Origin of the sequence: Streptomyces sp. DSM 40750 (assembly GCF_024612035.1) — a bacterium.
GTDB lineage: Bacteria > Actinomycetota > Actinomycetes > Streptomycetales > Streptomycetaceae > Streptomyces.
In genome coordinates this window covers 282,840-306,772 of record NZ_CP102513.1, presented here as the reverse complement: position 1 = coordinate 306,772, position 23,933 = coordinate 282,840, and the positions used below count along the sequence as shown (strand labels likewise).

Annotated in this window: 20 protein-coding genes and 1 pseudogene; 17 read left to right on the top strand and 4 right to left on the bottom strand. The window is 70.3% G+C overall.

Annotated elements, in window-relative coordinates; translation table 11 throughout:
* Positions 1-51: 51 nt before the first annotated feature.
* Positions 52-1,431 carry an MFS transporter gene (locus JIX55_RS01480; RefSeq protein WP_257561378.1) on the top strand — a complete coding sequence of 460 codons (1,380 nt, stop codon included), beginning with the start codon at positions 52-54 and terminating at the stop codon, positions 1,429-1,431.
* Between the two features lie 31 nt (positions 1,432-1,462).
* Positions 1,463-2,416, top strand: coding sequence for a sugar-binding transcriptional regulator (locus JIX55_RS01475; protein WP_257561376.1), 954 nt, complete (start codon positions 1,463-1,465; stop codon positions 2,414-2,416).
* A 269-nt stretch (positions 2,417-2,685) separates the two neighbouring features.
* Here JIX55_RS01475 and JIX55_RS01470 read toward each other — a convergent pair whose 3' ends face one another.
* From JIX55_RS01470 to JIX55_RS01455, 4 genes are all read right to left on the bottom strand, one after another.
* Positions 2,686-3,459: an SDR family oxidoreductase gene (locus tag JIX55_RS01470; protein WP_257561375.1), complete on the bottom strand. Its 774-nt coding sequence runs from the start codon at positions 3,457-3,459 to the stop codon at positions 2,686-2,688.
* A gap of 134 nt (positions 3,460-3,593) precedes the next feature.
* Positions 3,594-5,120, bottom strand: coding sequence for an FGGY-family carbohydrate kinase (locus JIX55_RS01465; RefSeq protein WP_257561374.1), 1,527 nt, complete (start codon positions 5,118-5,120; stop codon positions 3,594-3,596).
* On the bottom strand, positions 5,117-6,112 hold the full coding sequence (locus JIX55_RS01460; RefSeq protein WP_257561373.1) for a transketolase family protein: 996 nt from the start codon (positions 6,110-6,112) through the stop codon (positions 5,117-5,119). Before JIX55_RS01460 ends, JIX55_RS01465 begins: the two co-directional genes overlap by 4 nt.
* Positions 6,109-7,002, bottom strand: a complete 894-nt coding sequence (locus JIX55_RS01455) for a transketolase (RefSeq protein ID WP_257561372.1) — start codon at positions 7,000-7,002, stop codon at positions 6,109-6,111. The genes JIX55_RS01460 and JIX55_RS01455 overlap by 4 nt, the downstream gene beginning before the upstream one ends.
* 159 nt (positions 7,003-7,161) lie before the next feature.
* Here JIX55_RS01455 and JIX55_RS01450 point away from each other — a divergent pair.
* The 15 genes and pseudogenes from JIX55_RS01450 to JIX55_RS01385 form a co-directional block, all read left to right on the top strand.
* Positions 7,162-7,500 (top strand): annotated as a pseudogene (locus JIX55_RS01450) (transketolase); the annotation flags it as partial.
* On the top strand, positions 7,452-7,598 hold the full coding sequence (locus tag JIX55_RS51290; protein ID WP_443046769.1) for a hypothetical protein: 147 nt from the start codon (positions 7,452-7,454) through the stop codon (positions 7,596-7,598). The pseudogene JIX55_RS01450 and the gene JIX55_RS51290, both read left to right, overlap by 49 nt.
* Positions 7,599-7,782: 184 nt before the next feature.
* Positions 7,783-10,101: an ATP-binding protein gene (locus JIX55_RS01445; RefSeq protein WP_257561371.1), complete on the top strand. Its 2,319-nt coding sequence runs from the start codon at positions 7,783-7,785 to the stop codon at positions 10,099-10,101.
* A 94-nt stretch (positions 10,102-10,195) separates the two neighbouring features.
* On the top strand, positions 10,196-12,118 hold the full coding sequence (locus tag JIX55_RS01440) for a pectinesterase family protein (RefSeq protein ID WP_257561370.1): 1,923 nt from the start codon (positions 10,196-10,198) through the stop codon (positions 12,116-12,118).
* A gap of 467 nt (positions 12,119-12,585) precedes the next feature.
* Positions 12,586-12,753, top strand: a complete 168-nt coding sequence (locus JIX55_RS01435; protein WP_257561369.1) for a hypothetical protein — start codon at positions 12,586-12,588, stop codon at positions 12,751-12,753.
* Positions 12,754-13,050: 297 nt separating this feature from the next.
* Complete coding sequence (locus JIX55_RS01430) at positions 13,051-13,698, top strand: GntR family transcriptional regulator (RefSeq protein ID WP_257561368.1); 648 nt, start codon at positions 13,051-13,053, stop codon at positions 13,696-13,698.
* A 46-nt stretch (positions 13,699-13,744) separates the two neighbouring features.
* A complete protein-coding gene (locus tag JIX55_RS01425; RefSeq protein ID WP_257561367.1) occupies positions 13,745-14,986 on the top strand; it encodes a cytochrome P450 in 1,242 nt (413 codons plus the stop codon).
* Positions 14,983-15,843 carry an SDR family NAD(P)-dependent oxidoreductase gene (locus JIX55_RS01420; RefSeq protein ID WP_257561366.1) on the top strand — a complete coding sequence of 287 codons (861 nt, stop codon included), beginning with the start codon at positions 14,983-14,985 and terminating at the stop codon, positions 15,841-15,843. Before JIX55_RS01425 ends, JIX55_RS01420 begins: the two co-directional genes overlap by 4 nt.
* Before the next feature lie 184 nt (positions 15,844-16,027).
* Positions 16,028-17,164, top strand: coding sequence for a thiolase family protein (locus tag JIX55_RS01415; RefSeq protein WP_257561365.1), 1,137 nt, complete (start codon positions 16,028-16,030; stop codon positions 17,162-17,164).
* A gap of 8 nt (positions 17,165-17,172) precedes the next feature.
* Complete coding sequence (locus tag JIX55_RS01410; RefSeq protein WP_257561364.1) at positions 17,173-17,586, top strand: Zn-ribbon domain-containing OB-fold protein; 414 nt, start codon at positions 17,173-17,175, stop codon at positions 17,584-17,586.
* The gene (locus tag JIX55_RS01405) at positions 17,583-18,389 is read left to right on the top strand and encodes an enoyl-CoA hydratase/isomerase family protein (RefSeq protein WP_257561363.1); all 807 of its coding nucleotides are present in this window, start codon (positions 17,583-17,585) and stop codon (positions 18,387-18,389) included. The genes JIX55_RS01410 and JIX55_RS01405 overlap by 4 nt, the downstream gene beginning before the upstream one ends.
* A complete protein-coding gene (locus tag JIX55_RS01400) occupies positions 18,389-20,698 on the top strand; it encodes a CaiB/BaiF CoA-transferase family protein (protein WP_257561362.1) in 2,310 nt (769 codons plus the stop codon). Before JIX55_RS01405 ends, JIX55_RS01400 begins: the two co-directional genes overlap by 1 nt.
* A 47-nt stretch (positions 20,699-20,745) precedes the next feature.
* Entirely contained in the window at positions 20,746-21,069 is a 324-nt protein-coding gene (locus tag JIX55_RS01395; protein ID WP_257561361.1) for a 2Fe-2S iron-sulfur cluster-binding protein, read from the top strand.
* Between the two features lie 17 nt (positions 21,070-21,086).
* Complete coding sequence (locus JIX55_RS01390; RefSeq protein WP_257561360.1) at positions 21,087-22,331, top strand: NAD(P)/FAD-dependent oxidoreductase; 1,245 nt, start codon at positions 21,087-21,089, stop codon at positions 22,329-22,331.
* Positions 22,332-22,367: 36 nt separating this feature from the next.
* A complete protein-coding gene (locus JIX55_RS01385) occupies positions 22,368-23,903 on the top strand; it encodes an aldehyde dehydrogenase (RefSeq protein WP_257561359.1) in 1,536 nt (511 codons plus the stop codon).
* Positions 23,904-23,933 lie beyond the last annotated feature (30 nt).

Here is a 23,933-nt window from a genome sequence, read left to right as displayed (position 1 = left end):
CGCCGATGCCCGGACTGTCATCCGTCCCCGCTCGCACGGAGAAGCTTTCTCATGGACCAGGCCGTGCGTCGGCGCCGTCAGTCGCTGTTCCTGATGTTCCTGCTGGCCGGGATCGCGATGTCGTCGTGGGTGACGCGCACGCCCGCGATCCGGGACGAGCTGGACGTGTCCACCGCGCAGATGGGGCTGGTGCTGTTCGGGCTGTCGCTCGGTTCGATGCTGGGGATCATCTGCTCGGGGCGGTTGGTGTCCAGGTTCGGGACGCGGCCTGTCATCACCTGGGGGACATGGCTGCTCATCGCCGGTGTCGTCACGATCTCCGCCGGAAGTGCCGCGGCGTCGGTACTGGCGGTGACAGCGGGCCTGTGCGCCTTCGGTGCGGGCATGGGCGTCGGCGACGTGGCCGTGAACGTCGACGGCACGGGCGTCGAGCGCATCAGCGGTGTGACCACCCTGCCCGCGTTGCACGGCTTCTTCAGCCTGGGCACGGTCTGCGGCGCCGGTGCGGGCATGGCGGCGACGGCGGCCGGGGTGCCGGTGCACTGGCACCTCGCGGCGGTCGTCCTGCCGGCCGCCGGTCTTCTCCTCTACGCGATGCGCGGCATCCCGGCGGGCACCGGCCGCGCCGCCCCCGAGGCGTGGCGGGAAGACGGCCGCGGTGTACGGCACCCGGCGGTGTGGAAGGACGGAAGGCTCCTCCTCATCGGCGCGATCGTGCTGGCCATGGCGTTGGCCGAGGGCTCGGCCAACGACTGGCTGCCGCTGCTCATGGTCGACGGACACGGCATGGACGCCACCTCGGGCTCCCTCGTCTACGCCGGATTCGCCGCCGCGATGACACTGGGCCGCTTCACCGGCACGTTCTTCCTCAACCGCTTCGGCCGCACAGCCGTCGTACGCGCCAGCGCCGCCGCGGGTGCGGTCGGCCTGCTTCTCGTGATCGCCTCGGACAACCCCGTCCTCGCCGGCGCCGCCGTGCCGTTGTGGGGGCTGGGCGCCGCGCTCGGCTTCCCTCTCGCGCTCTCCGCCGCCGGGGAATCCGGTCCCGACGAAACGGCTCGGGTCAGTCTGGTCGCCGTTATCGGCTACGTCGCCTTCCTCGTCGGACCACCGGGTCTCGGCTTCCTCGGCGACCACATCGGCCTGCGCCCCGCCATGCTCGTCGTCCTCGCCTGCGTGGCCTGCGCAGCCTTACTGGCCCCCGCGGTCGAGACCCGGCCCCGTACCGGTGTCGCGGCGTCCGCGCCTGACGGCGCCGTCGAGTGCCCCGCCACAGCCGACGACACCGACCGGTGTGAGCCGCCTGCTCACCTGCTCACAGTCGCCGAGCGGGCGTTCGCTCTGCGCCCAACAGAGTCCGACTCGGCCTGTGCGAATATCTATGCAGGGCTGTTGAAGCAGGCGCTGGCAAGCGTGGGTAACGCAGCGTGAGATGACTTAAGGACGACAGAAGAGGTGTCCCGTGGCGATCGTCGGCGAGGAACTGCGGATGATGACGCACGTGGCCCGGCTGTATCACCTTCAGGGCATACGCCAGCCGGAGATCGCGGCGCGGCTGGATCTGTCGCAGGCGAAGGTCTCGCGGCTGCTCAAGAAGGCGCAGGACCGGGGAATCGTGCGGATCACTGTGACGCCGCCGTCCGGCACCCACCCGGACCTGGAAGACGGTCTGCAGGACCGCTATGGCCTGAAGCTCGCTCTGGTCGTCGACACCGCTCCGGACAACGAGCGCACCATGCTCGGCGATCTCGGTGCGGCCGCCGCCTACTACCTTCAGACGACGTTGCGTTCGGACGACACCGTGGGCATCTCGTCATGGAGCGCCAGTCTGCTCGCCACGGTGCAGGCGATGCAGCCGGTTCCCGGGCTGAAGGACGTACGCATCGTGCAGGCGGTGGGCGGCATCGGGGACCCCGCCGCGGCGGGCCACGCCTCGCGGATGACCGGGCAGCTGGCGCAGTTGGTGAACGGCGAGGCCGTCTATCTGCAGGCGCCCGGTGTGGCCGGGTCGGCGGAAAGCGCGCAGGCGCTGCGCGCGGACCCGTTCGTGTCGGCGGCGCTGGGCGAGCTGGGTGATCTGGACGTGGCGCTGGTGGGCATCGGAGAGATCACCCCGTCAAGCACGCTCGCCCGCAGCGGCAACGCCTTCTCCGACGAGGAGCGCGCCGAGCTGGAGAAGCAGGGCGCGGTGGGCGACGTGTGCCTGCGGTTCTACGACGCTCAGGGCCGGCCGGTCGAGTCCGAGCTGGACTCCCGGGTCGTCGGAATCACGCGTGAGCAGCTCGCTGCCGCCCGCCGGAAGATGGGGGTGGCAGGCGGCAGCCGCAAGCACAAGGCGATTCGGGCGGCCGTGGCGGGCGGCCTGGTGGACGTGCTGGTGACCGATCAGGAGACGGCAGCGGCCTTGATGGCCTGATCGTCGGGCACCGCCTCGGTCGGGGCCGCGTCGACGCGGTATCGGGGTCGGCCGGGCTCTTGAGGAAGGGCGCGCGGTATGCCAGGCGGGCGGTCCAGTGCTGGTCGTGCGAAGCGGCGGTCGTACGGGTGGGGGGAGGGGACCATGCACAGTCCGCGGGCTCGTGCGACATGCAGGTGGTGAAAGCGCAGGATAAGGGGGGAAAAGCGCGGGGGCCGCGGTCGGCCGCGGCCCCTGGAGCACGCTGATGGGCTTGCTGCGCCGGGCACTCACCAGCAGACGTAGCCGCCGTCGACGATCAGGTCGGAGCCGGTGACGAAGGACGCGGCGTCGGAGGCGAGGAAGACCGCGGGGCCCACCATCTCCTCGACCTCGGCGATGCGGCCGAGCGGGGTGTCGGCGGCGTACGCCTTGAGACGCTCGGCCACCTCGGGCCGCTTGTTCATCGGCGTGAGGGTGTAGCCCGGGCTGATCGAGTTGACCCGGATTCCACGGTCGGCCCACTCCGTGGCCAAGCTCTTGGTGAGGTGCATGACGCCGGCCTTGGAGGCGTTGTAGTGGGCCTGCAGCAGTCCGCGGTTGGCGATGGTCCCGGACATGGAGGCGATGTTGATGATCGACCCGCCGCCGTGGGCGAGCATCACCCGGGCCTCGGCCTGGGCACTGAGGAACACACCGGTGAGGTTGATGTCGACGACACGGCGGAAGTCCTCGGCGGACATGTCCTCTGCGGCGGTGGCGCCGGCCACCCCCGCGCAGTTGACCGCGGTACGGATCGGGCCGACCGATTCGACGGCGGTGCGGACTGCCTCGGCCAGGGACTCGGGGGACGTGACGTCTCCACCGACGCCCACAGCCCTGCCACGCGCCGCGACGATCTGGTCGGCGGTGGCCTGGGCGGCCTCGGCGTCACGGTCGAAGCAGGCGACGTCGGCGCCGCAGGCGGCGAAGCCCAGCGCGATGGCCCGGCCGATGCCGCTGCCCGCGCCGGTGATGAACGCGGCCTTGTCTTTGAGGGAGAACGCCTCGGGGGTGAAGGTCATGATGCGGCTCTTTCGACAGTGGTGGAGCGGGCGAGGGAGAACGGGCGCGGGTGCCTGGCCGGCGTTGACCTCGGCACGCGCGGGCGGCGGGTGGGATCGCGATTCGTGGGTGGGCCTACAGGTCCCGGCCGGTGTCAGGTCCTTTTCCCACGGGCGCAGGCGACCGCGTCGTGCCATCCGGCCATGCGGCGGTCGCGCCAGGCGTCGTCCTCGTGCGAGGTGAAGCGGGTGCCCTGCGGGGTGAGCGCGGGCAGGTCGGCGTCGTCCCAGATGCCGAGCGCCGTGCCGGCCAGATACGCGACACCCAGGGCGGACACCTCCGGCCGGCCCGCCCGAAGTACTGGTCGGCCGATCAGCTCGGCCTGGAGCGTCATAAGGCGGTCGTTGCCCGTCGGACCGCCGTCCGTGCGCAGCTCGGAGACCGGGCCACCGAGGACGGTGTCGAAACGGGAGAGCGTGTCGGCCACCTGGAAGGCCATCGACTCGACCGCGGCACGCGCCACTTCGGCGGGGCCGGTGTCGAAGTCCATGCCGACCAGCAGCGCACGGGCGCCGCGGTCCCAGTACGGGGCGCCCAGTCCGGAGAACGCCGGGACCAGGTACACCTCGGCGGCCTCCCGTGCATCGACGGCCAGAGCGGCGATGCCGGCCGAGTCAGTGCCGAGCAACTGGGCGGCCCAGCGGATCGCCGTGCCCGCGGAGGCTATGTTCGCCTCCAGGGCGTGGGCGGCACCGGCGTCCCGGGTGCGCCGCCACGCCAGGGTGGCGGCGATGCCTTCGGCGGGCCGGCGCCCCTCGGGGTTGAGGACCATCAGCGAGGCGCCGGTGCCGTACGTGGCCTTCACCACGCCCGGGCGGCCGTGGCTCTGCGCGAAGAGCGCGGCGTGCGAGTCCCCGAGCACCGCCGCGATGGGCAGCCCGTCCGCGACGCCCGGTACGTTCCGGGTGTGGCCCAGCTCCTGGCCCGCACCGTCCGAGGCTGCGATACGGGGGAGTGCCGTACGGGGAATGCGGAACAGGTCGAGCAAGTCCGGGTCCCAGTCGGCGTTGGCCAGGCGCACGAGCTGGGTGCGGGAGGCGCAGCCGGTCTCGGTGGCGTCGGTGGCGCCACCGGTGAGCCGGTGCAGCAGCCAGGCGTCGACCGTGCCGACGCGCAGCCGCCCGGCGGCCGATCTCTCACGGTTCGGGTCGAGCCGGTCGAGCAGCCACTCGGCCTTGGTCGCGGAGAACATCGGGTCCACCGGCAGGCCGGTGCGGCCGCTGATCAGTCCGCCCTCGGCCGAGGCGGCCAGCTTGGCGCACCGCTCGGCGGTACGCCGGTCCTGCCAGCTCACGAGCGGCGACAGCGCGGCGCCGGTGTCCGGGTCCCAGACCAGGACGGCCTCACGTTGGAGGCTCAGCCCCAGGCCGACGATGTGCGTGCCCGCGGTACCGGCCTGGGCGGCCAGTTCCTCGGCCACCCCGGTGACGCTGCGCCACAGGACGGCCGGGTCCTGCTCGACCCATCCGGGCTGGGGGTACTGCTGGGTCAGCGGCCGGTGCGCGGTGGCGACCACCCGTCCGTCCTCCGTGACGAGCAGCCCCTTGGTCCCGCTGGTGCCCTGGTCGAGGGCGAGGACGGCGCCTCTGCCCACGGCAGCGCCTCTGCCCACGACACTCATGCCGCCGCTCCCTGCCCGGTGCCCGTCAACTCGCGCGCGGCGCGGACGACGGCCTCGGCGTCGATGCCGAAGTACTCGGACAGGAAGGCCGGGCTGCCGGTCGGGGTGAACTCGTCGCGCACGCCGAGCAGTTTCATCGGCATGGGGTTACGGGTGGCGAGGAACTCCGCGACGGCGCTGCCGAGCCCGCCGTGGACGTTGGCCTCCTCGACGGTGATGATGCGGCCGGTCTCGGCGGCTGCCGCGAGCAGCGCCTCCTCGTCCAGTGGCTTGACGGTGGAGAAGTTGAGGACGCGCGCGTCGATCCCCTCGGCGGCCAGCTTCGCGGAGGCGGCCAACGCGGCAGAGACCGTTGTGCCCACACCGATCAGCGTAACGTCGCCGCCGTCGCGCAGAACCGCTGCGCGGCCTGCATCGAAGGGGACGTGCGGGGCCAGGTCCGGCACCTTGGTGCGGCCGATACGCAGGTAGACAGGACCCTCATACTGGTGGGCCCAGCGCAGCGCCTCACGCGTCTCAGCCGGATCGGCCGGTGCCAGGACGACCATCTCGGGCAGCGTACGCATCCAGGCGAAGTCCTCGACACCGTGGTGGGTCGGGCCGAGCTGACCGTAGGCGAAGCCGGGGCTCATGGCGCACAGCTTGACGTTGGTGCGCGAGTAGGCGACGTCCGCCTTGATCTGTTCCAGGGCGCGGCCGGTGAGGAAGGGGGCCGCCGCACAGACGAACGGGATACGGCCACCGTTCGCGAGGCCGGCGCCCGCGCCGACCATCAGCTGCTCGGCGATGCCGACGTTGACCAGCCGGTCCGGGAAGCGCTGCTGGAACTCCTTGAGGTTGGAGGAGCCGACGGAGTCGTTGCAGACGGCCACCGTGCGCGGGTCGGCCTCCGCGAGCTCGATCAGCGTCTCGGCGAACGCCTTGCGGCAGTCGTGCAGCTCGGCGGCTACGGCCTTGGCGGTGCTCGCGGCTGCGGCAGTGGTGGTGCTCATCGGGCGGTCAACTCCTCGAAGGCGGCGGCGGTCTGTTCGGCGGTCGGCACCTTGTGGTGCCACTCGACGCGGTCCTCGATGAAGGACACGCCCTTGCCCTTGATCGTGTCGGCGATCAGGCACAGCGGGCGGTCGTCGAGGGAGCGCTCCTCGACCAGGGCCTGGTGGAGTGCCTCGTAGTCGTGGCCGTCGACGGCGCGGACGTCGAAGCCGAAGGAAGCCCACTTGGCGTCCAGCGGGTCCAGGCCCGAAGTCTCCTCGGTGGCGGCGCCTTGCTGGAAGCGGTTGCGGTCGACGATCACGGTCAGCCGGCCGAGGCGCTGCTGGGACGCGCTCATAGCCGCCTCCCAGTTGCTTCCTTCCTGCAACTCACCATCACCTGTGAGTACGAAGGTGCGTCGGTCGGAACCGTCCAGCTTGGCGGCGATCGCCATACCCACGGCGACCGGGAAGCCGTGTCCCAGCGGCCCGGTGTTGGTCTCCACCCCGGGCACCTTGCGCCGGTTGGGGTGGCCGTTGAGCGGCGACAGCGGCTCCATGAACGTGGCCAGCTCAGCCTCGGGGAAGAAGCCGGCGTGCGCCAGGGTCGAGTACAGGATGCCTGCGGCATGGCCCTTGCTGAGGACGAACCGGTCGCGTTCGGCCCACTCCGGTTCCTCGGGACGGACGTCGAGGACCGCGAAGTACAGCACGGTGACGATGTCGGCGGCGGAGAAGTCCCCGCCGATGTGACCCTGACCGGCCCGGCTGATCATCTCCAGATCGCTGCGGCGGATCGAGTAGGCCAGCTCCCTCAGGCGCGCGGCGCGCTCTGCCGATGGCGCTGCGCGCAGCTCGCGCCTGATGTCGGCGAGCCGCGCCGTGGCGCCGGGGACTGGTGCGAGAACCATGGGTGCATATCCATTCAGGTCTGCGTTACGATTCACCCGAAGTGAAGCCCGCGAATCCGAATGCGTCAAGGGGGTTGGGCCGCAACGGCCCGAGCGAGAGCCGGAAGGAGCCCTGACGCGGTGAGCGCACACGCGACCCGGCGGGTCGAGTGGAGTGAGATGGGCCGGCGTGCCGTGGAAACCGCACGTGTCCTGTCCGCGGACGCGGTCCAGAAGATCGGCAACGGCCATCCGGGGACGGCGATGAGCCTGGCCCCAGCCGCATACACCCTCTTCCGGAAGGTGATGCGACACGACCCCTGCGACGCCGAGTGCGTCGGCCGCGACCGCTTCGTCCTGTCCGCAGGGCACTCCTCGCTCACCCACTACACCCAGCTCTACCTGGATCACTTCGGCGCCTCCGCCAGCGTCACGAAGCTCTTCAGGAGTACGGCTTCACTGCCGCCAAGGTGGCCGGAGAGGGTGTCGCGATCTGGCTGGACGACCTGTCCCGCGGGCGGATCACCTCCGGCTATCTTGCCGAGCTGCTCGCAACCGGTACGTCGTTCGCGCGCCCGGTCCACGACCGCCGAGGCAACCCCTCACCAGTTCTGTGACTGGTGAGAACTCAGTCACAGCCCGCACCTGGGGCCTATGGACCACTGGATACTGTTCAGTAGGATAAACACGACCGTGTCCGATCCGCCGCGGATGGGCACGGTCGCTGGGGTACGTACGGCATTGGCCTGCGCCCCAACCGCCCGCAATGAAGCGTGCTGCCACCGCAGACAGGCGTCCTTGGTGCTCCAGGACGATTGCGAGCCGTTGGAAGGCGAGAAGGTCGTGACCACCCAGACATCAGACGTGGGGAAACTGCCCGCGCCCCTGACCACGTTCGTGGGCAGGCGCCACGACCTCGCCGAAGTGCGCGACCGGCTGGGGACGACGCGGCTGCTGACGCTCACCGGTGCGGGCGGGGTGGGCAAGACACGCCTGGCGCTGGAAGTGGCTGCCGCGTCGGCGGCGGAATTCGCGGACGGTGTGTGGCTGGTGGATCTGGCGCCGGTACGGGACCCGTCGCTGGTGGCGAGCGTCACGGCGACCGCGCTGGGGATGCCGGACCTGGGCACCGGACTGGTCATCGACCAGCTCGCCGCCTTTCTGACCCCCCGCCGGGCGCTGATCGTGCTGGACAACTGCGAGCACCTCGTCGACGCCTGCGCCGACCTGGCCCATGCGCTGCTGACGGCCTGCCCGGCGCTGCGCATACTGGCGACGAGCCGCCGGGCGCTGGGAATCTACGGCGAGCGCGTCTTCGCCGTTCCTCCGCTGGCGCCGGACGACGCGGTGGAACTGCTGCGGGACCGGGCCACCGCCGTCCGCCCGGAGTTCCAGGTCACCGACGGCAACCGCGCCCAGGTCCGCCGACTGTGCGACGACCTGGACGGGCTGCCGCTGGCCATCGAGCTGGCCGCGTCCCGGCTGCGGACCCTCACCGTCGACGAGGCCGTGAACCGGCTGGAGAACCGCTTCGGGCTGCTCACGGGCGGCAGCCGGGTCGCCCGGCCGCACCAGCGGACGCTACGCGCATTGATCGACTGGAGTCACGAGCTGTGCACCCCCGACGAACGGCTGCTGTGGCACCGGCTGTCGGTCTTCGCCGGCGACTTCTGCCTGGACGCGGCCGAGGCCGTCTGCGCGGGCGACGGCATCGGCGGCGACGAGGTACTCGATCTCCTCGACCGACTGGTCGTCCAGTCGATCGTGGTGCCCACCGAGCGCGAGGGCCTGCCGCGCTACCGGCTGCTGGAGACCATCCGCCAGTACGGGCGGGACCGGATCGCCGAATCCGGCCAAGAGCGGCAGACGCTACAACGGCACCACAATTTCTACCTGGCCCTCGCCGAGCGCGTCGCCGACGGCTGGTACGGCCCAGGCCAGGAGGAGGCCCTGGCCCGCCTGCGCGCCGAGCATGCCAATCTGCTGGCCGCGCTGGCTTACGACTACGACCCGCAGGCCACCCTCGCGCTGACCGCCGCGCTGCGGTTCCACTGGTGCGCCGGCGGATTCCTCGCCGAAGGGCGACGGCAGCTCGACCGTGCGCTCGCCGCCGCGCCCGAACCCAGCCAGGCTCGCTCCCGGGCGCTGTGCGCCGCGTCCTGGGTGGCGCTGCTGCAGAGCGACCATGGGGCGGCCGACCGGTGGCTGGCCGAGGCCGGAGAGCTGGGTGCGCAGCAGGACGATCGGGTGGTGCGCGCGCACGTCCTGGGCCTTCGCGGCTCATTGGCGGCGTTCCAGGGGCGGTTGGCGGAGGCAGTGCCGTTGTTCGAGCGCGCGGTCGCTGCCCACACAACAGCCGGGGATGAGGCCTCGGTGGTGTTCGAACTGTTCCAGTTGGCTGCGGTTCAAATGGACCTGGGGAACCCAAGTGGGGCGGAGACCGCCCGGCATGCGGTCGCCTTGGCTGAGGCGCACGGCGAGCGGTGGGCGCGCGCACACGCGATGTGGACGCTGAGCTGCCACGCCTGGAGGCACGGTGACCGCGAGGAGGCCCTGGCGCTGATCCGGGCCGCGCTCGAGATCGAGCGGGGCTTCAACGAGCCGCTCAGTGCCGCGCTGATGCTGGAGACTCTCGCTTGGATCATCGCTTCCTGCGGGGAGTACGAGCGAGCAGGTCGGCTACTGGGCTCCGCGGGCAAGCTGTGGCGCGATGTGGGCGCGGACCTGTCCGCGTTCGGTCCGCCGCATGGCGAGGACCACACCCAGTGCGCACAGTCGGTCGTACGAGCACTGGGTCCGCAGGCGTACGAGAAGGCCCTCGCGGAGGGCGGCCGCCACAGCGGCCCCGACGAGGCCATCGCCTACGCCCTGCGCAACGAATCCGAGCCGACCGGCAGGCCTCCTTCCCTTGTCCCCGGCCCGAGCCCGTTGACCCCCAGGGAGTGGGAAGTGGCCGCTCTGGTGGCCGAGGGCATGAGCAACCGGCAGATCGCCTCCGCGCTCGCCCGCTCCCCGCGCACGGTCCACGGCCACATCGAGAACATCCTGGCCAAGCTCGGCTTCAGCTGCCGCGCCCAGATCGCGTCCTGGTGGACAGCGAACCAGGCGGCCACCCCGTAGGACAACCCCGTAGAAATACCCAGGCCCGGGGCGGGGCCAGGGCCCGTACAAATACCCATGGCTTCGGGGAAGACCCCGAACTGAGCCTTACGGCATGACTGACACCGAAGCGCGGGGACACCTTCCCCGGAGATCATTTCTGACCAGTGCCATCGCTGTGGTGGCCGCCGGCACGCTGGCCGGCGGCCTGGTGGTCGCCGCCGCCCCTGCGGCCGACGCTCTGGACGGCGCGAACTTCACCTGGATGATCAGCAGCGAGATGGCCGAAGCCAAGGTTGGCTACGCCAACATGCTCAATGCCATCAGGCAAGCGGTCAGGGGCGGCCGAGTCGGTTCCATGGGCGGCCCCCCTATCGACGTCACCGACAGGAACGGAGCCGGCCAGTACATCACCATCGACCTGCACGCCGAGAACGGGATCCAGTTCGCCCGATTGTTCATGCGCCGGTCGGACTCCTACATCATGGGATGGCGGGGTGGCATCGTGGACGGTGGTGGCACTGTGACCTGGCACCGCTTCTTCACACTGGACCCCGCAGCGGCGCCGGGCGGCGCCGCTGCGCTGCCGGGCGCCACGGTCACCAACACGATCAGGGTTCACGAGACGCTGGGGAGCTACACCGCCCTCGCGCAGCAGGGCGCCACCCGCGATGGCATGCAAATCACTCCCGCCAGCCTCAGCAACGCCGTGCAGAGGCTGGAGGGCGCCGATTCCGAGAGCGGCTCGGCGACCCCCACGACACGGGAGCTTGCGCAGGCGATCCTCCAGGTGATCGTGGGGGTCGCCGAAGCCTCTCGGTTCCGGGAACAAGCGCGTGAAACCGCGGTGGCGTTCGGCAGGGGCGTGGCGTTCGCCCTTACCGCGACACACAGGGAGTTCCACAACAACTGGGGCAGGATCAGCAGGGCGGCCCTGCTTGCGGTCATGGCGGGGAGCGCTGTCCTGGCGGCTCCTCTCGAAGTCGCCGGCATCGTCATCGCGACCGTGGCGGTCGCTGCGCAGTACGTCATGACCGCCCACCACTCGGACCTCGACACCAGGGGCAAGCACCTGTCCGAGGGCGCCCTGCTGTATGTCTCGCCGGACGGCGACGGCGACCACTGGACCGTGCAGGCCGCAATCGACGACGTTCCCGACAGCGGCGCGAACACCATCCTCATCAGCAAGGGCGTCTACCACGAGGTCATCAGCGTTTCGAGCAGCAAGTCCTGGCTGACGATCCAGGGCGTCACCGGCATCCGTGGGGATGTCACCATCTACAACACCAGATGCCACGGGATGATCAACCCCGAGACCGGCCTGAAGTACGGCACCCAGGGCAGCGCCGTGGCCACCTTCAGACCGCCCAACCTGACCGTCAAGGACCTCACGATCAGCAACACGTTCGACCGCGCGGCCCACCCGGAGATCAGCCCGTACGAGACCCAGGCCGTCGCAGTCGCCGCCATGGGTGACCGGCAGGTGTTCGACAACGTCGCGATCCTGAGCCGCCAGGACACTCTGCTCGTCAAGGGGGAGACGCCCACGACCCAGGCCCGGCAGTACTTCTACAACTGCCTGATCCGGGGCGACGTGGACTTCATCTTCGGCAACGCCACCGCGGTGATCGACCAGTCCCAGATAGTCATGTACCAATGGCCCGGCGGCACGATGCTGGCGCCGAACACCGACTACAGGAAGAAGTACGGCATCCTCGTCACCCACAGCTGGGTGATTTCCAATAACGTGCCGGCGCGTTCGATGTACCTCGGCCGACCGTGGCACAACGTGCCGGAGGCCCACCCCCAGGCGGTGGTCCGTAACACCAACATTTACCCCCACATCAATGAGACGCACCCGTGGACCGACATGGTCCCCGAGTACCCCTGGTCGTGGGCCCGGTTCAAGGAGTACCAGAACACCGGCACCGGAGCCGGCGTCGGCTCCAACGCACCGAAGCTGACCGACGCCGAGGCCGCCGACTACACCGCCCAGAAGTACCTGGCCGGCACCGACGGCTGGAACCCGGTCCGGTGACCATGGCCGAGGTGACAGGCACATTGCCCGCCGGCAGTGTGCCCGCCGCGGCGCAGTGAACCATGGCGGGGTCGGGACAGCGCGACTGTCCCGGCCCCGCCGCCACGTCCTGCGACAGCCTCCGGCCGAGCATGCCACCGCGCCTGTAACCCACGGGCCCAGGGCCGACCTCGCGGGCATCGACCGGAACCCGGCCCGGTGTCCGGCGACGGTCTGACCAACAGAGGCGTGCCCCGGCAGCGGTTCCGGAAGTCGGCGTGTCGCCGTGGACGTCCTGTCGTCCGGCCATGAGGAACGAACTGCCGTGGCATTGCTCGGTGTCGACCCGCACAAGTCCTCTCACACCGCTACCGATGCCGATCCTGTCTGGATTCAGCAGGCGGGCTCGGCGAGGATCGAGGCGAACCTGGCGGACTACCGGTGGCTCCTGTCCTGGGGCCGCCGCCTGGTCGCAGCGCAGGTGGGCGGTGGAGGACGCCAACCGGCTCGGCCGCCACCTGGCCCAGTGGCTCGTCGCTCGCAGCGAGACCGTTGTCGACGTTCCGGCCTCGGCGACCAGCCGCGTCCGTCAGCTCACCTGTGGCGGTGGCCGCAAGAACGACCGGATCAACCCTGCCGCCGGGGCCACAGCCTAGGTACCTGCCCAGGCCACAGCCTAGGTACCTGCCCTGTTGACGGAGGGGCGCCCCGCAGGCATCCGTCATGGCGTTGATCGATGGGCCGAAGTCCCGCCTGGTCTGCGGAATCGTCGCCCCGCACTTGTGTATCTGGATCTCGGCGACCCAACTCCTTCGCGCAGTGCCGTGTACAAGAAGGTCCCCTCCGCCCCATTGACGATCGCTCCTGGTACACGGCACTCTGTATTCCGTCATACAAAGTTCATCCCTGGGAAGCAGAGGTGTGACGTGGCCGGGTCTGGACTCGATCTTCGGGTGACGCAGGACAAGCTCGTACGGGACAAGGTGGTCGACGCGCTGCGTCAGGCCATCCTGGACGGGGCCCTGCAGCCTGGTCGCAGACTCACCGAGCGGGAGTTGACCGAGCTCACCGGGGTGAGTCGCACGTCCGTGCGGGAGGCGCTGAGGCGGCTCCAGGCCGAAGGGCTGGTCGAGGAGTCGCCCAGCCGAGGACTGCGGGTGACCACTCCGACCGCGGAGGAGATCGAACAGATCTATGAGATCCGCGCCGAACTCGAGCCGCTCGCGGTGCGCTTGTTCGTGGAGCGTGCCACCCAGGAGGAAGTGGATGAACTCGCCTCCGTCACCCAAGAGTTGAACCCTGGGGGTGACGCCAACAAGGACGTGCTGGACCGCTTCGACGGGATCCTGCTCGCCGGCTGTCGCAACCCCATGCTGGCGGAGCTGCTCGGCGGCCTGTACAGCCGGATCCACGCCCTGCGCCGCATCTCGGCCGCCACCCCTGGCCGTATGACCGTCACCAAGCAGGAGTACGCCGATCTCATCGAGGCGATCCGGCGCCGTTCCGCCGCCGACGCGGCGGAGGTGGCCCGTCGGCACGTCTCCGCGGCCAGAGCGTCCGCGAGGGTCGCGATGAGCCTTTTGACGCAAGAAGCCGACTAAGGACGACGAAGCGGCAAGAACACCAAGAGCACAAGGAAGTGCAGCAATGACTACGGACACCATCGCCCCTGCGATACCAGATCTGTCGGACCCGGCGACCTTCGCCTCCGGCGTACCCCATCAGATCTTCGACGCGGTCAGGCAGATGCCCGGGTTGTACTGGCAGCCGGCGAAGGCGGGCACGCTCAACGGCGGTTTCTGGTGCGTCACCCGGCACGCCGACATCGTCGAGATCGAGCGGAACCCTGAGGTCTTCAGTTCCCAGTGGGGGCCGTTCTTCCCGACCCTGCCCGCGCCGCATCCCGAGTTCAGCCACAACATCATGTACAACGACCCGCCGGAGCACAGCCGTCTGCGCCGGGCCGCCGCCCGTTCCTTCGGACCGCGGGTCATCGCCAACTTCGACACCTGGGTCCGCGAGATCGTCGTGGAGGTGCTGGAGGACATCACCGCCCGTGGCGAGGTCAACTGGGTGGGCGACGTAGCGGCCATCGTCCCGTCCCGCGTCATCGCACGGGTGATCGGCGTGCCGCACCAGGACCGCCAGCGCATCGTGGACTGGACACTCACGATCTTCGACGCCGCGGAGCAGCCCAACGGCGGCGAGTCCATACTGGCGCTGCTTCCGGACGTCCAGGCGTACCTGGAAGAGCTGCGTATGGACAAGCTGCGAGACCCTCAGGACGACTTCGCCACCGTGCTCGCCCAGTGCGCCGAGCGCGGTGAGATCAGTCAGCCGGAGTACCTGCACTACCTCACCCTGCTCCTCATCGCCGGATTCGAGACGACTCACACGGTCATAGCCCAGTCGATGCGGCTGGTCCTGGAGGACCCGCAGATCGCCGATGCCGCCGACCGGGCCGTCGCCGCCGACAACCTGGGTGGGCTGGTCGACGAGTTCCTGCGTTACGTCACCCCGGCCATGAACATGGCTCGCACGGTGACCAGGGATGTCGACTTCCACGGCACACAGATGCGCAAGGGCGACCTGGTGCAGTTGTTCTTCACCGCCGCCAACCGTGACCCGGCCGTCTTCGTCGACCCGCACCGCTTCGAGCCGTCCCGGACCTCGAACGAGCACATGGCCTTCGGTAACGGTCCGCACCACTGCATCGGCAAGAATCTCGCCAAGCTGGAACTCAAGATCCTCTTCGAGGAGATGCACCGCCGCGGTGTCGCCATCGCCCCGAACGGCGAGCCCAGGCGCGGGTGGAGCACCTTCATCAACAAGCTTCTGTCCATGCCCGTCGTCGTCACCACGGCCGGTCCGCAGGAGGTTCGCTCATGAGCACTCTGACGGATGTCGTCGTCGTCGTGACCGGAGGCGCCACCGGCGTCGGACTGGCCCTCGCCCGCGAGGCCGCGGCCCGCGGTGCCCGGGTGATGATCGCGGACGTGGGGGACGCGGCCGCAGCGGTGGAGAGCCTGCGGGCCGACGGTGCCGCAGCGGAGTGGATGCGGACCGACACCTCGGACTATGCGCAGGTCAAGAAGTTGACTGAGGCCACCGTCGAGCGGTTCGGCGCTGTCAACGTGGTGTGCAACAACGCCGGCATCGGTGTGGCCGGTGCACTACAGGACGTGGACCCGGGCGAGGCGAAACGTCTCTTCGACGTCAACGTGCTGGGCATGTTCCACGTCGTCCACGCCTTCGCACCGCTGCTGAAGGACGCCGCCGCGCGAGGCGGACCGGCGTACATCCTGAACACCGGTTCCGAGCACTCTCTCGGCGTTCCGCCGCACGTGATGCCCATGAGTACATACACCGCGTCGAAGTACGCCGCACTCGGCCTCACCGACACGGCACGCCGTGACCTGAAGGACTTCGGGGTCGGCGTCTCCCTCCTCGCCCCCGGCTGGGTCCGCACCGAGCGGGTCAGGGCGCTCGTCGCCGCCGATCCGCACGTGGCCGCCGCCATCGAACCGTTCGCCCAGGAGTCCGCCGAGGTGGCCGGCATGGCCTTCGACGGCCTGCTGAAGGGCACGGCGGTCATCGCCACCAACCCGCACAGCCGCGCCTTCGCCATGGAGCACGCGCGCGACCTCATGGCCGACATCCAGGCTCTTCCCCTCCTGGACGGTCCGGACGACCACGCTCACAACGGCACGGGCGACGCGTCCAAGTGCCCCTTCTCCCAGGGCTGAGCAGACCCCTTCGCCGCCCGCGCCACCGGCGCGTGACAGTCGGCACCCAGGGTCACCCGCCCCCTCTGTTTCTCCGCTTCACCCTTCCACCTTTCCGCGATCGGCGGCCGCGCAGCGGAAACGCGCATCACGGCCCATCGCGTTCATCCGTCATTCCCGCATGACCACGACCCAGGACTGAACCATGCCTGAACGAAGGCAAGTTGCGATCGTCGGCGTCGGCCAGACCGACTTCGGCGCCCTCTACGCCAACAAGGACGCGCGCCGCGACGCCTACGCCCTCGGCGCGCAGGCCCTGCGCCTCGCGCTCGACGACGCCGGCCTGCGCAAGGACGAGGTCGACGGCCTCCTCACCGCCCGTATCCACTACGAGCACGGCGCCCATGTGCTCGGCATCCCCAACCCCCGTGTCATCAACGCCCTGGAGGGATCCGGCCGCATGAGCGGCGTCGCCGTCCAGCACGCCGTATCCCTGATCGAGACCGGTCAGGCCGACGTCGTGGCCTGCGTGTACGGCAACAACGGCCGCTCGGTGAAGATGACTTACGGCGGTGCCTACACCGACAGCCCCACCACCCGCTACGACGCGATGTACGGCATGACCTCCCCGGGCGCGTACGTCGGCATGATGTACCGCCGCTACGCGCACGACTACGGCGTGCCCGACGGTGCCCTCTCCGCGATCGCGATCAACAACCGCCGCAACGCCGCCCTGAATCCGGTGGCCGTGATGCGCGAGGAGATCACCGAGGAGCAGTACCTGGGGTCCCGTTACATCGCGGACCCGTTGCGTCTGTACGACTACTGCATCATCAACGACGGCGGCGTCGCGCTGATCCTCACCACCATGGAGAAGGCCCGCGACCTGGCCAAGCGGCCGGTACGGGTGGCGGCCACCGCCGCGCGCGCCGCCGTCAGCAACTACTACACGAGCACGGACTTCTTCCACTCCGCCTCCCAGGACGTGGCCCGGCGCGTGTACGCGGCCTCGGGCTATGGCCCGCAGGACATGGACTGCCTGCAGATCTACGACAACTTCACGCCCACCGTCCTGTTCAGCCTGGAGGGCTTCGATCACGCGCCGCGTGGCGAGGCCTGGAAGTGGGCGACCGGTGACCGCATCGCGCGCGACGGCGAGATGCCGGTGAACACCGCCGGTGGGCACACCGGCGAGAGCTACATGCAGGGCTGGGGGCACCACGTGGAGGCCGTGCGCCAGATCCGCGGCGAGGCCGGCCCCCGCCAGGTGGCGGACTGCAACGTCGCCCAGTACATCTGCGCCTCGCCCATCACCACTTCGCACGTCCTGGTCGGGGAGTGAGCAAGCCCATGGACAACCAGAAACTCATCGAGATGCTCCCACCGGTCACGGACGCCAACCGTGCCTTCTGGGAGGGCACCCTCGCCGGTGAACTCCGGCTCCAGTACGGCGATTCGGGAACGCCCCGCTACCCCGAGTCGCCGGTGGACCCGGTGACCCTCGGCGAGGACTTCGAATGGCGAGCCGTCAGCGGCAGGGCCACGTTGTGGTCCTGGATCGTCATGCACCAGAAGTACTTCCCTGCCTTCGCCGACGAGGTTCCCCACCTGGTGGCCTTCGCCCAACTGGAGGAGGGGCCGCATCTGATGACCACCCTCCTCGACCCGCCGGAGCATCTGGAGTGCGGCATGCCGCTGGAGGTCGTCTTCGAGCAGATCTCCGAGGACCGGGCCATCCCGAAGTTCAAGGTGGTGTCCGGATGAACGCCACCACGACCTCCCCGGCGGAGACGGAACAGGTCGTCCTCATCGAGCACTTGGACAACGGGATCTCCCGTATCCGCTTCAACCGCCCCCACAAGCGCAACGCCATGAACCGGGCGGCCCGCGTAGGGATCGTGCGCGCTCTCGACGAGTGCCGGGGCCGCTCCAAGGTGATCATCCTGACCGGCAACGGCCCCGCCTTCTGCGCCGGCGTCGACCTCAAGGAGGGCGACGTCAGCACCGGGGACGCGGAACTCGACCGGCGCAGTGAGTGGGCGGCCGTGCAGGAGGAGATCCGCAACCACCCTGCCATCATCATCGCCGCCGTCAACGGCATCGCCCTCGGCGGCGGTTCCACCCTGATCAACGTTGCCGACCTTGCTGTCGCGGCCGACGAAGCCCAGATAGGCATGCCGGAGATCGGCTTCGGCCTCTACCCGACCCTCGCGGGCCCGGCCGCCCAACTGCGGCTCAAGCCCAAGCACGCGGCCTGGCTGGTGCTCACCGCCGAGCGCATCGACGGCCCCACGGCGGCGGAGTGGGGGCTGGTCAACCTCGCCGTTCCCCTGGAGGAACTCGACGCAGCGGCCACCGCCCTCGCCGAACGCGTCGCCTCCTTCGACGCGACCGCGCTGGAATGGTCGAAGAAGGCGCTGTGGAAGATCCCCGGCGAGATCTCCGAGTGGACCGAGGCCATCTCCTACGGGCATGAGATCGCCGATGAACTCCGCGCCCGCAGCACCGCTCTGGCCGAGGGCCTCGGCCGGTTCCGGTCGGGCGAGCGCAACCCGGGGCAGGGCTGATGTCCGGGCAGCGCACCTTCCGGGTGGTCGAGGTCACCGAGTCGGTTGCGGGAGCGGCGTGCGGACGCCTGTTCGCCGCCCTCGGCCACGACGTGCTGCTGTGCGAACCGCCCACCGGCACGCCGCTGCGGGCCAGGGAGTTCACCTTCGCGGCCCTGGGCGCCGGCAAGCGCAGCGCCGTCCTCCGCCCCGAGCAGCTGGCCGCCGACGAGACGAGCCCGCTCGCCACGGCCGACGTCCTGATCACCGATCTCACGCCGGCCGCGGCGGCCGCCGAGGGCCTGGACTTTGACCAGCTCCGGCAACGGTTCCCCCGGCTGGTCACGGTCTCGCTCACCGCATTCGGGCTCACCGGAGCGTATGCCGAGAGCATCGGCGACAGCCTCCTGGCGGAGGCGTACGGCGGACTGGCCACCATGGTCGGTGAGCCGGATCGGCGCCCGCTGAGCCTGGGTGGCGAACAGAGTGCGCACTCGGCCGCCTTCGTCGGCCTGTACGGCGCCATGCTCGCCCTGCGCCACCGTGACCGCACGGGACACGGCGACGTCGTCGAGGTCGCTCTGAGTGACGTCGCCGCCTCTATGGACTGGAAGAGCGACGTCCTCCACGATCTCGGCGGTGGGGCCTCGAAGCGTGCGGGCTCCTCGCAGGGCGGCTGGCGCGTGGTGCGGGCCAAGGACGGCTGGGTCGGAGTGATCTTCTCCGCACACCAGTGGCCGGCCCTCGTCGAGCTCTTCGGCGACCCGCGCCTGAGCGCACCCGGCCTCGACGACCCCGAGCAGCGTGCCCGGCGCTCGCAGGAGTGGTGGGCCGTGATCGCGGAGGCGGCGGCAAGCCGTGAGGCCGTGGAGCTGTACACCGAGGCGCAGCGCCTCGGACTGCCCTTCGGCCATGCCGCCGATGCCGAGAGGCTGATGGCCGACGAACAGCTCCGTACCAGGGGCTTCGTCCTTCCGCCCGGCATGCGCCGCAGGGACGCCCCCGTGGTCGGCCTCCCGTGGACCGTGCCTGGGGCGACCTCATCCACGGTCGTGGCACCCCGGTTGGGCGACGACGGTGGCAGTCTCACGACCGGGCCACGACCGGTGGCGGTCCGCACGCCGCGTGCGCGCGTGGCCGCGCGGCACAGGGACGCGGCACCCCTGGACGGTCTGGTCGTTCTCGACTTCGGCACCATCACAGCCGGGGCGGCCACGAGCCGGCTGCTCGCCGACTACGGCGCGACCGTGATCAAGATCGAGTCGCAGGGCCGCCCGGATCCGTTCCGGGCGTGGGTGATGCCGGGCAGCGCAGACAGGGCGGCCGGGGCACAGGCACCGGCCTCGCCGATGTTCGCCTCCAACAACGCCGGCAAGCGCGGTCTGAGCCTCGATCTGAAGACCGAACACGGCCGGGCCGTCGCTCACCGGCTCATCCGCAGGGCGGATGTCCTGGTCGAGAACTTCCGGGTGGGCGTCACCGCCCGCATGGGCGTCGACTACGCCACCGCCCACCGACTCAACCCCGATCTGGTCTACCTGTCCCTGTCCAGTCAGGGCGTCTTCGGGCCCGAGGCCTCGTACGGCTCCTTCGGTTCGACCCTCGACCTGCTCTCCGGCCTCGCGGCCGTCACGGGCTACCCGGGGGAGCGGCCCATGTGGTCGGGCGGCGATGTCAACTACCCGGACCAGATGGTGTCCTTCGTCGGCGCCGCCCTGGTCGCGGACGCCGTCACCAGCGGCCGGCACGGTATCCACCTGGACGTCTCGCAGCGGGAGGCCGTCGCCTGGACCCTGGCCGGTCAGCTCGGAGAGTACGTCTGGACGGGGCGGCTGCCCGCCCCGGACGGCAACCGCCGCCCTGGCGCCACCCCTCACGACACCTATCCCACCGCGGAGCCCGACAGCTGGCTGGCGATCGCCTGCACCAGCGCCGGTCACCGCCGGGCGCTGGCCGAGGTGATCACCAAACTGCCCGGCCACGAGCCGGAGAACTGGTGGCTGAACCACCAGGACACCGTCGACGCGGCCATCTCGGAGTGGACGGCCCGGCACCCCCGTGACAAGGCCGTGGCGCGACTGCGCCGCGCGGGTGTTCCCGCCGTGCCCGTGAACACCGCGGCAGACCGCGCCCGGGACCCCCGTTACCGCGAGCGCCGCGCTGCGCTGCGTGTCCCGGAGTGGCTGAAGGGATTCCCCATGATCCTGCACGGCCACACGCCGCCCGACCCCGCTCCCGCACCCGCCCTCGGCGACAACGCGGAGCACCTGGACGACGACACCCTCGACGCGCTCCTCGGCGGCGTCGACCGGCCGTCGTTCCCCCACTGACCCCTCTCCCGCACCCCGCACCCGCGCAACCTGATCAGGAGACCGCCATGCCCCGTGTCGTATTCGTCCGTCCGGACGGGACCAAGCAGGAGGCCGACGCCGCCGACGGAGCCTCTGTCATGCAGGCCGCCACAGCCAACCTGGTGCCGGGCATCGTCGCCGAATGCGGCGGTGAGCTGTCCTGCGCCACTTGCCACGTCTTCGTGGACGAGCAGTGGCTCGGGGCGCTGTCCGCGCGCTCGGAGGACGAGGAGGAGATGCTGGAGGCGACCTCCGAGGAGCCCACCGACGCCAGCCGACTGTGCTGCCAGATCACGCTGGACGCCTCGCTCGACGGCATCGTCGTGCACATCCCGACGACCCAGAAGTAGGACCGGGGGAGCACACCATGCACATCGAACCCACTGCGACCGACCGTATCGTCGTGGTCGGCGGCGGTCAGGCCGGCGCGGACTTCGTCGCCGCCCTGCGCATGGGCGGCCACCAGGGCCCCGTGACCCTCGTCGGCGAGGAACCCGGCTACCCCTACGCCCGCCCGCCGCTGTCAAAGGCGTACCTGTCCGGCAAGGCCACGGCCGAGGACCTGCACATCCGGCCGCCCGCCATGTACGAGCAGCAGGGCATCGACCTGCGCACCGGCACCCGAGTGACCGCGATCGACCGGACCGCCCGCCACGTGGTCCTCGCGGACGGTGAGCGGCTGCCGTACGCGCACCTGGTGCTCGCCACCGGCGGGCGGGCGCGCAGACTGCCCGCCCCCGGACTCGACGACGCGCCCAACGTCCACTACCTCAGGACCCTCGCCGACGTGGCCGCCATGCGGCACCGTTTCGTGCCGGGCGCCCGGCTGGTCGTCGTCGGCGGCGGCTACGTCGGGCTCGAAGTGGCCGCGGTCGCCCGGCAACTCGGCCTTGACGTGACGGTTCTGGAGGCGCTCCCCCGTGTCCTGGCCCGGGTGACCGCGCCGCAGGTCTCCGCGTTCTACCAGCGGGTGCACACCGAGGAAGGCGTGGACATCCGCGTCGACACCGCGGTGACCGGCTTCGCCTTCGCCCCCGACGGCTCGGTGGCCGCCGTGGAACTCAAGAGCGGCGAGCGAATCGACGCCGACCTTGTCCTCGTCGGCATCGGCCTGGTCCCCAACACCGAACTCGCCGAGCAGGCCGGACTCGCCGTCGACAATGGCATCGTCGTGGACGAGCACTGCCGGACCGAGGACCCCGCCGTCCTCGCCATCGGCGACTGCACCAGCCACCCCTGCGGTGAGCACGGCGGACGCCGCCGACTGGAGTCGGTGCCCAACGCCTCCGAACAGGCGCGGGTCGCCGCCGCCACCGTGACCGGCAGCCTTCAGCCGTACACCGCCATCCCGTGGTTCTGGTCCGACCAGTACGACGTCAAGCTCCAGACCACAGGGCTGTCCACCGGCTACGACGAGGTCGTCATCCGTGGCACCACCGAGACCGGGCGGTCGTTCGCGGCCTTCTACCTCAAACAGGGCCAGGTCCGCGCCGCAGACGTGGTCTGCAGCCCCCGGGACTTCACCGCCGCCAGAAAGCTGGTCGCGGCACGGGCCCGGGTCGCCCCCGAAGCGCTCCGGGACCTGTCGGTCCCCCTCAAGCAACTGCTCTGAGCCACGCGGAGAACCACTCAGATGGGAAAACGAGAAATGACGGACCACACGGCGGCCCCAGCGGCCTCCTCACGCTCGGAGCGCTTCCCGGCCGGGATGGACCGCGACTACCTGATGCTCATCGACGGCGAGTGGGTCTCCGCCTCCGACGGCGAGACCTTCTCCTGCCTCGACCCGTACGAGAACCGTTCCTGGGGCCGCGTCCCCGCCGCCACCGCGGAGGACGTCGACCGGGCCGTACGCGCCGCCCGGCGGGCCTTCGACGAGGACGGCTGGTCCCACACCCCTGCCGGACTGCGCGCAGGCCTGCTGCGCAAGCTCGCCGACCTGATCGAGGAGCACGCCGAGGAACTGGCCTTCATCCAGATCCACGAGAACGGCAAACTCATCAGCGAGATGCTGCCCGGAGCGCGGGCCATGGCGGCCCACGCCCGCTACGTGGCGGGGCTCGCGGAGAACCACCACGGCTCCACCCTCCCCGCCCACCCCGGCTTCACCGCATACACCGTGCCCGAACCGGTCGGCGTCGTCGCGGCGATCACCCCGTGGAACTCACCGCTGACCCTGCTGTCGTGGAAGCTGTTCCCCGCGCTCGCGGCCGGATGCACGCTCGTCATCAAGCCGTCCGAGGTGACCCCCACCTCCACCCTCCGCCTGGCCGAACTCTGCGAGCAGGCCGGCTACCCCAAGGGCGTTGTCAACGTCGTCACCGGCTTCGGGCAGCCCACCGGCGCCGCGCTGACGGGCCACCCCGGCGTCGACAAGATCGCGTTCACCGGCTCCACCGCCGCGGGCAAGGCCATGCTCAACGCCGCCGCACCCCGCATCGGGCGGGTCACCCTGGAACTCGGCGGAAAGTCACCCAACATCGTCTTCTCCGACGCCGATCTCGACAACGCCGTGCACGGCGCCATGGGCGGCATCTTCGCGGCGACGGGGCAAACCTGCATGGCCGGATCCCGGGTCCTGGTCGAGGACAGCGTGTACGACGAGTTCGTCGACGCCCTGTCGGCGGCTGCGGACAAGCTGGTCCTGGGCGACCCGCTCGACCCGGCGACCGACGTGGGCCCGCTCGCCTGCCGCAACCAGTTCGACAAGGTCCTCGACTACATCGACATCGGACAGTCCGAAGGGGCGCGCCTGGCCGCCGGCGGCGTCCGGGACGCCTCCACCACGGAACTGGCCCGCGGCCTCTTCGTCCGGCCCACCGTCTTCTCCGGCGTCGACAACTCCTCGCGGCTTGCCCAGGAGGAGATCTTCGGGCCGGTGGCCAGTGTCGTGCGGTTCAGCGGCGAGGACGACGCGGCCCGGCTCGCCAACGACGTCGACTTCGGTCTCGCCGCCGCTGTGTGGACCCGGGACATCGGCCGCGCCCACCGCATGGTCAAGCGGCTGCGCGCCGGCACGGTCTGGGTCAACGCCTACCGCGTCGTCCACTACGCAGTGCCCTTCGGCGGGTTCAAGCAGAGCGGCATCGGCCGCGAACTCGGCCCCGACGCACTCGACGACTACACCGAGACCAAGTCCGTCTGGATCGACGAGGGCAACCCGCAGATGTTCGGCCGCCACTGACATGCGCCACCACGACAAGGGAGTTCCCGA

What these genes read in the sequence shown, in the direction of transcription:
- JIX55_RS01480 (WP_257561378.1), top strand. Translation starts at nt 52, where the DNA reads ATGGACCAGGCCGTGCGTCGGCGCCGTCAGTCGCTGTTCCTGATGTTC.
- JIX55_RS01470 (WP_257561375.1), bottom strand. Translation starts at nt 3,459, where the DNA reads ATGACCTTCACCCCCGAGGCGTTCTCCCTCAAAGACAAGGCCGCGTTC.
- JIX55_RS01465 (WP_257561374.1), bottom strand. Translation starts at nt 5,120, where the DNA reads ATGAGTGTCGTGGGCAGAGGCGCTGCCGTGGGCAGAGGCGCCGTCCTC.
- JIX55_RS01460 (WP_257561373.1), bottom strand. Translation starts at nt 6,112, where the DNA reads ATGAGCACCACCACTGCCGCAGCCGCGAGCACCGCCAAGGCCGTAGCC.
- JIX55_RS01455 (WP_257561372.1), bottom strand. Translation starts at nt 7,002, where the DNA reads ATGGTTCTCGCACCAGTCCCCGGCGCCACGGCGCGGCTCGCCGACATC.
- JIX55_RS01440 (WP_257561370.1), top strand. Translation starts at nt 10,196, where the DNA reads ATGACTGACACCGAAGCGCGGGGACACCTTCCCCGGAGATCATTTCTG.
- JIX55_RS01425 (WP_257561367.1), top strand. Translation starts at nt 13,745, where the DNA reads ATGACTACGGACACCATCGCCCCTGCGATACCAGATCTGTCGGACCCG.
- JIX55_RS01420 (WP_257561366.1), top strand. Translation starts at nt 14,983, where the DNA reads ATGAGCACTCTGACGGATGTCGTCGTCGTCGTGACCGGAGGCGCCACC.
- JIX55_RS01415 (WP_257561365.1), top strand. Translation starts at nt 16,028, where the DNA reads ATGCCTGAACGAAGGCAAGTTGCGATCGTCGGCGTCGGCCAGACCGAC.
- JIX55_RS01410 (WP_257561364.1), top strand. Translation starts at nt 17,173, where the DNA reads ATGGACAACCAGAAACTCATCGAGATGCTCCCACCGGTCACGGACGCC.
- JIX55_RS01405 (WP_257561363.1), top strand. Translation starts at nt 17,583, where the DNA reads ATGAACGCCACCACGACCTCCCCGGCGGAGACGGAACAGGTCGTCCTC.
- JIX55_RS01400 (WP_257561362.1), top strand. Translation starts at nt 18,389, where the DNA reads ATGTCCGGGCAGCGCACCTTCCGGGTGGTCGAGGTCACCGAGTCGGTT.
- JIX55_RS01395 (WP_257561361.1), top strand. Translation starts at nt 20,746, where the DNA reads ATGCCCCGTGTCGTATTCGTCCGTCCGGACGGGACCAAGCAGGAGGCC.
- JIX55_RS01390 (WP_257561360.1), top strand. Translation starts at nt 21,087, where the DNA reads ATGCACATCGAACCCACTGCGACCGACCGTATCGTCGTGGTCGGCGGC.
- JIX55_RS01385 (WP_257561359.1), top strand. Translation starts at nt 22,368, where the DNA reads ATGACGGACCACACGGCGGCCCCAGCGGCCTCCTCACGCTCGGAGCGC.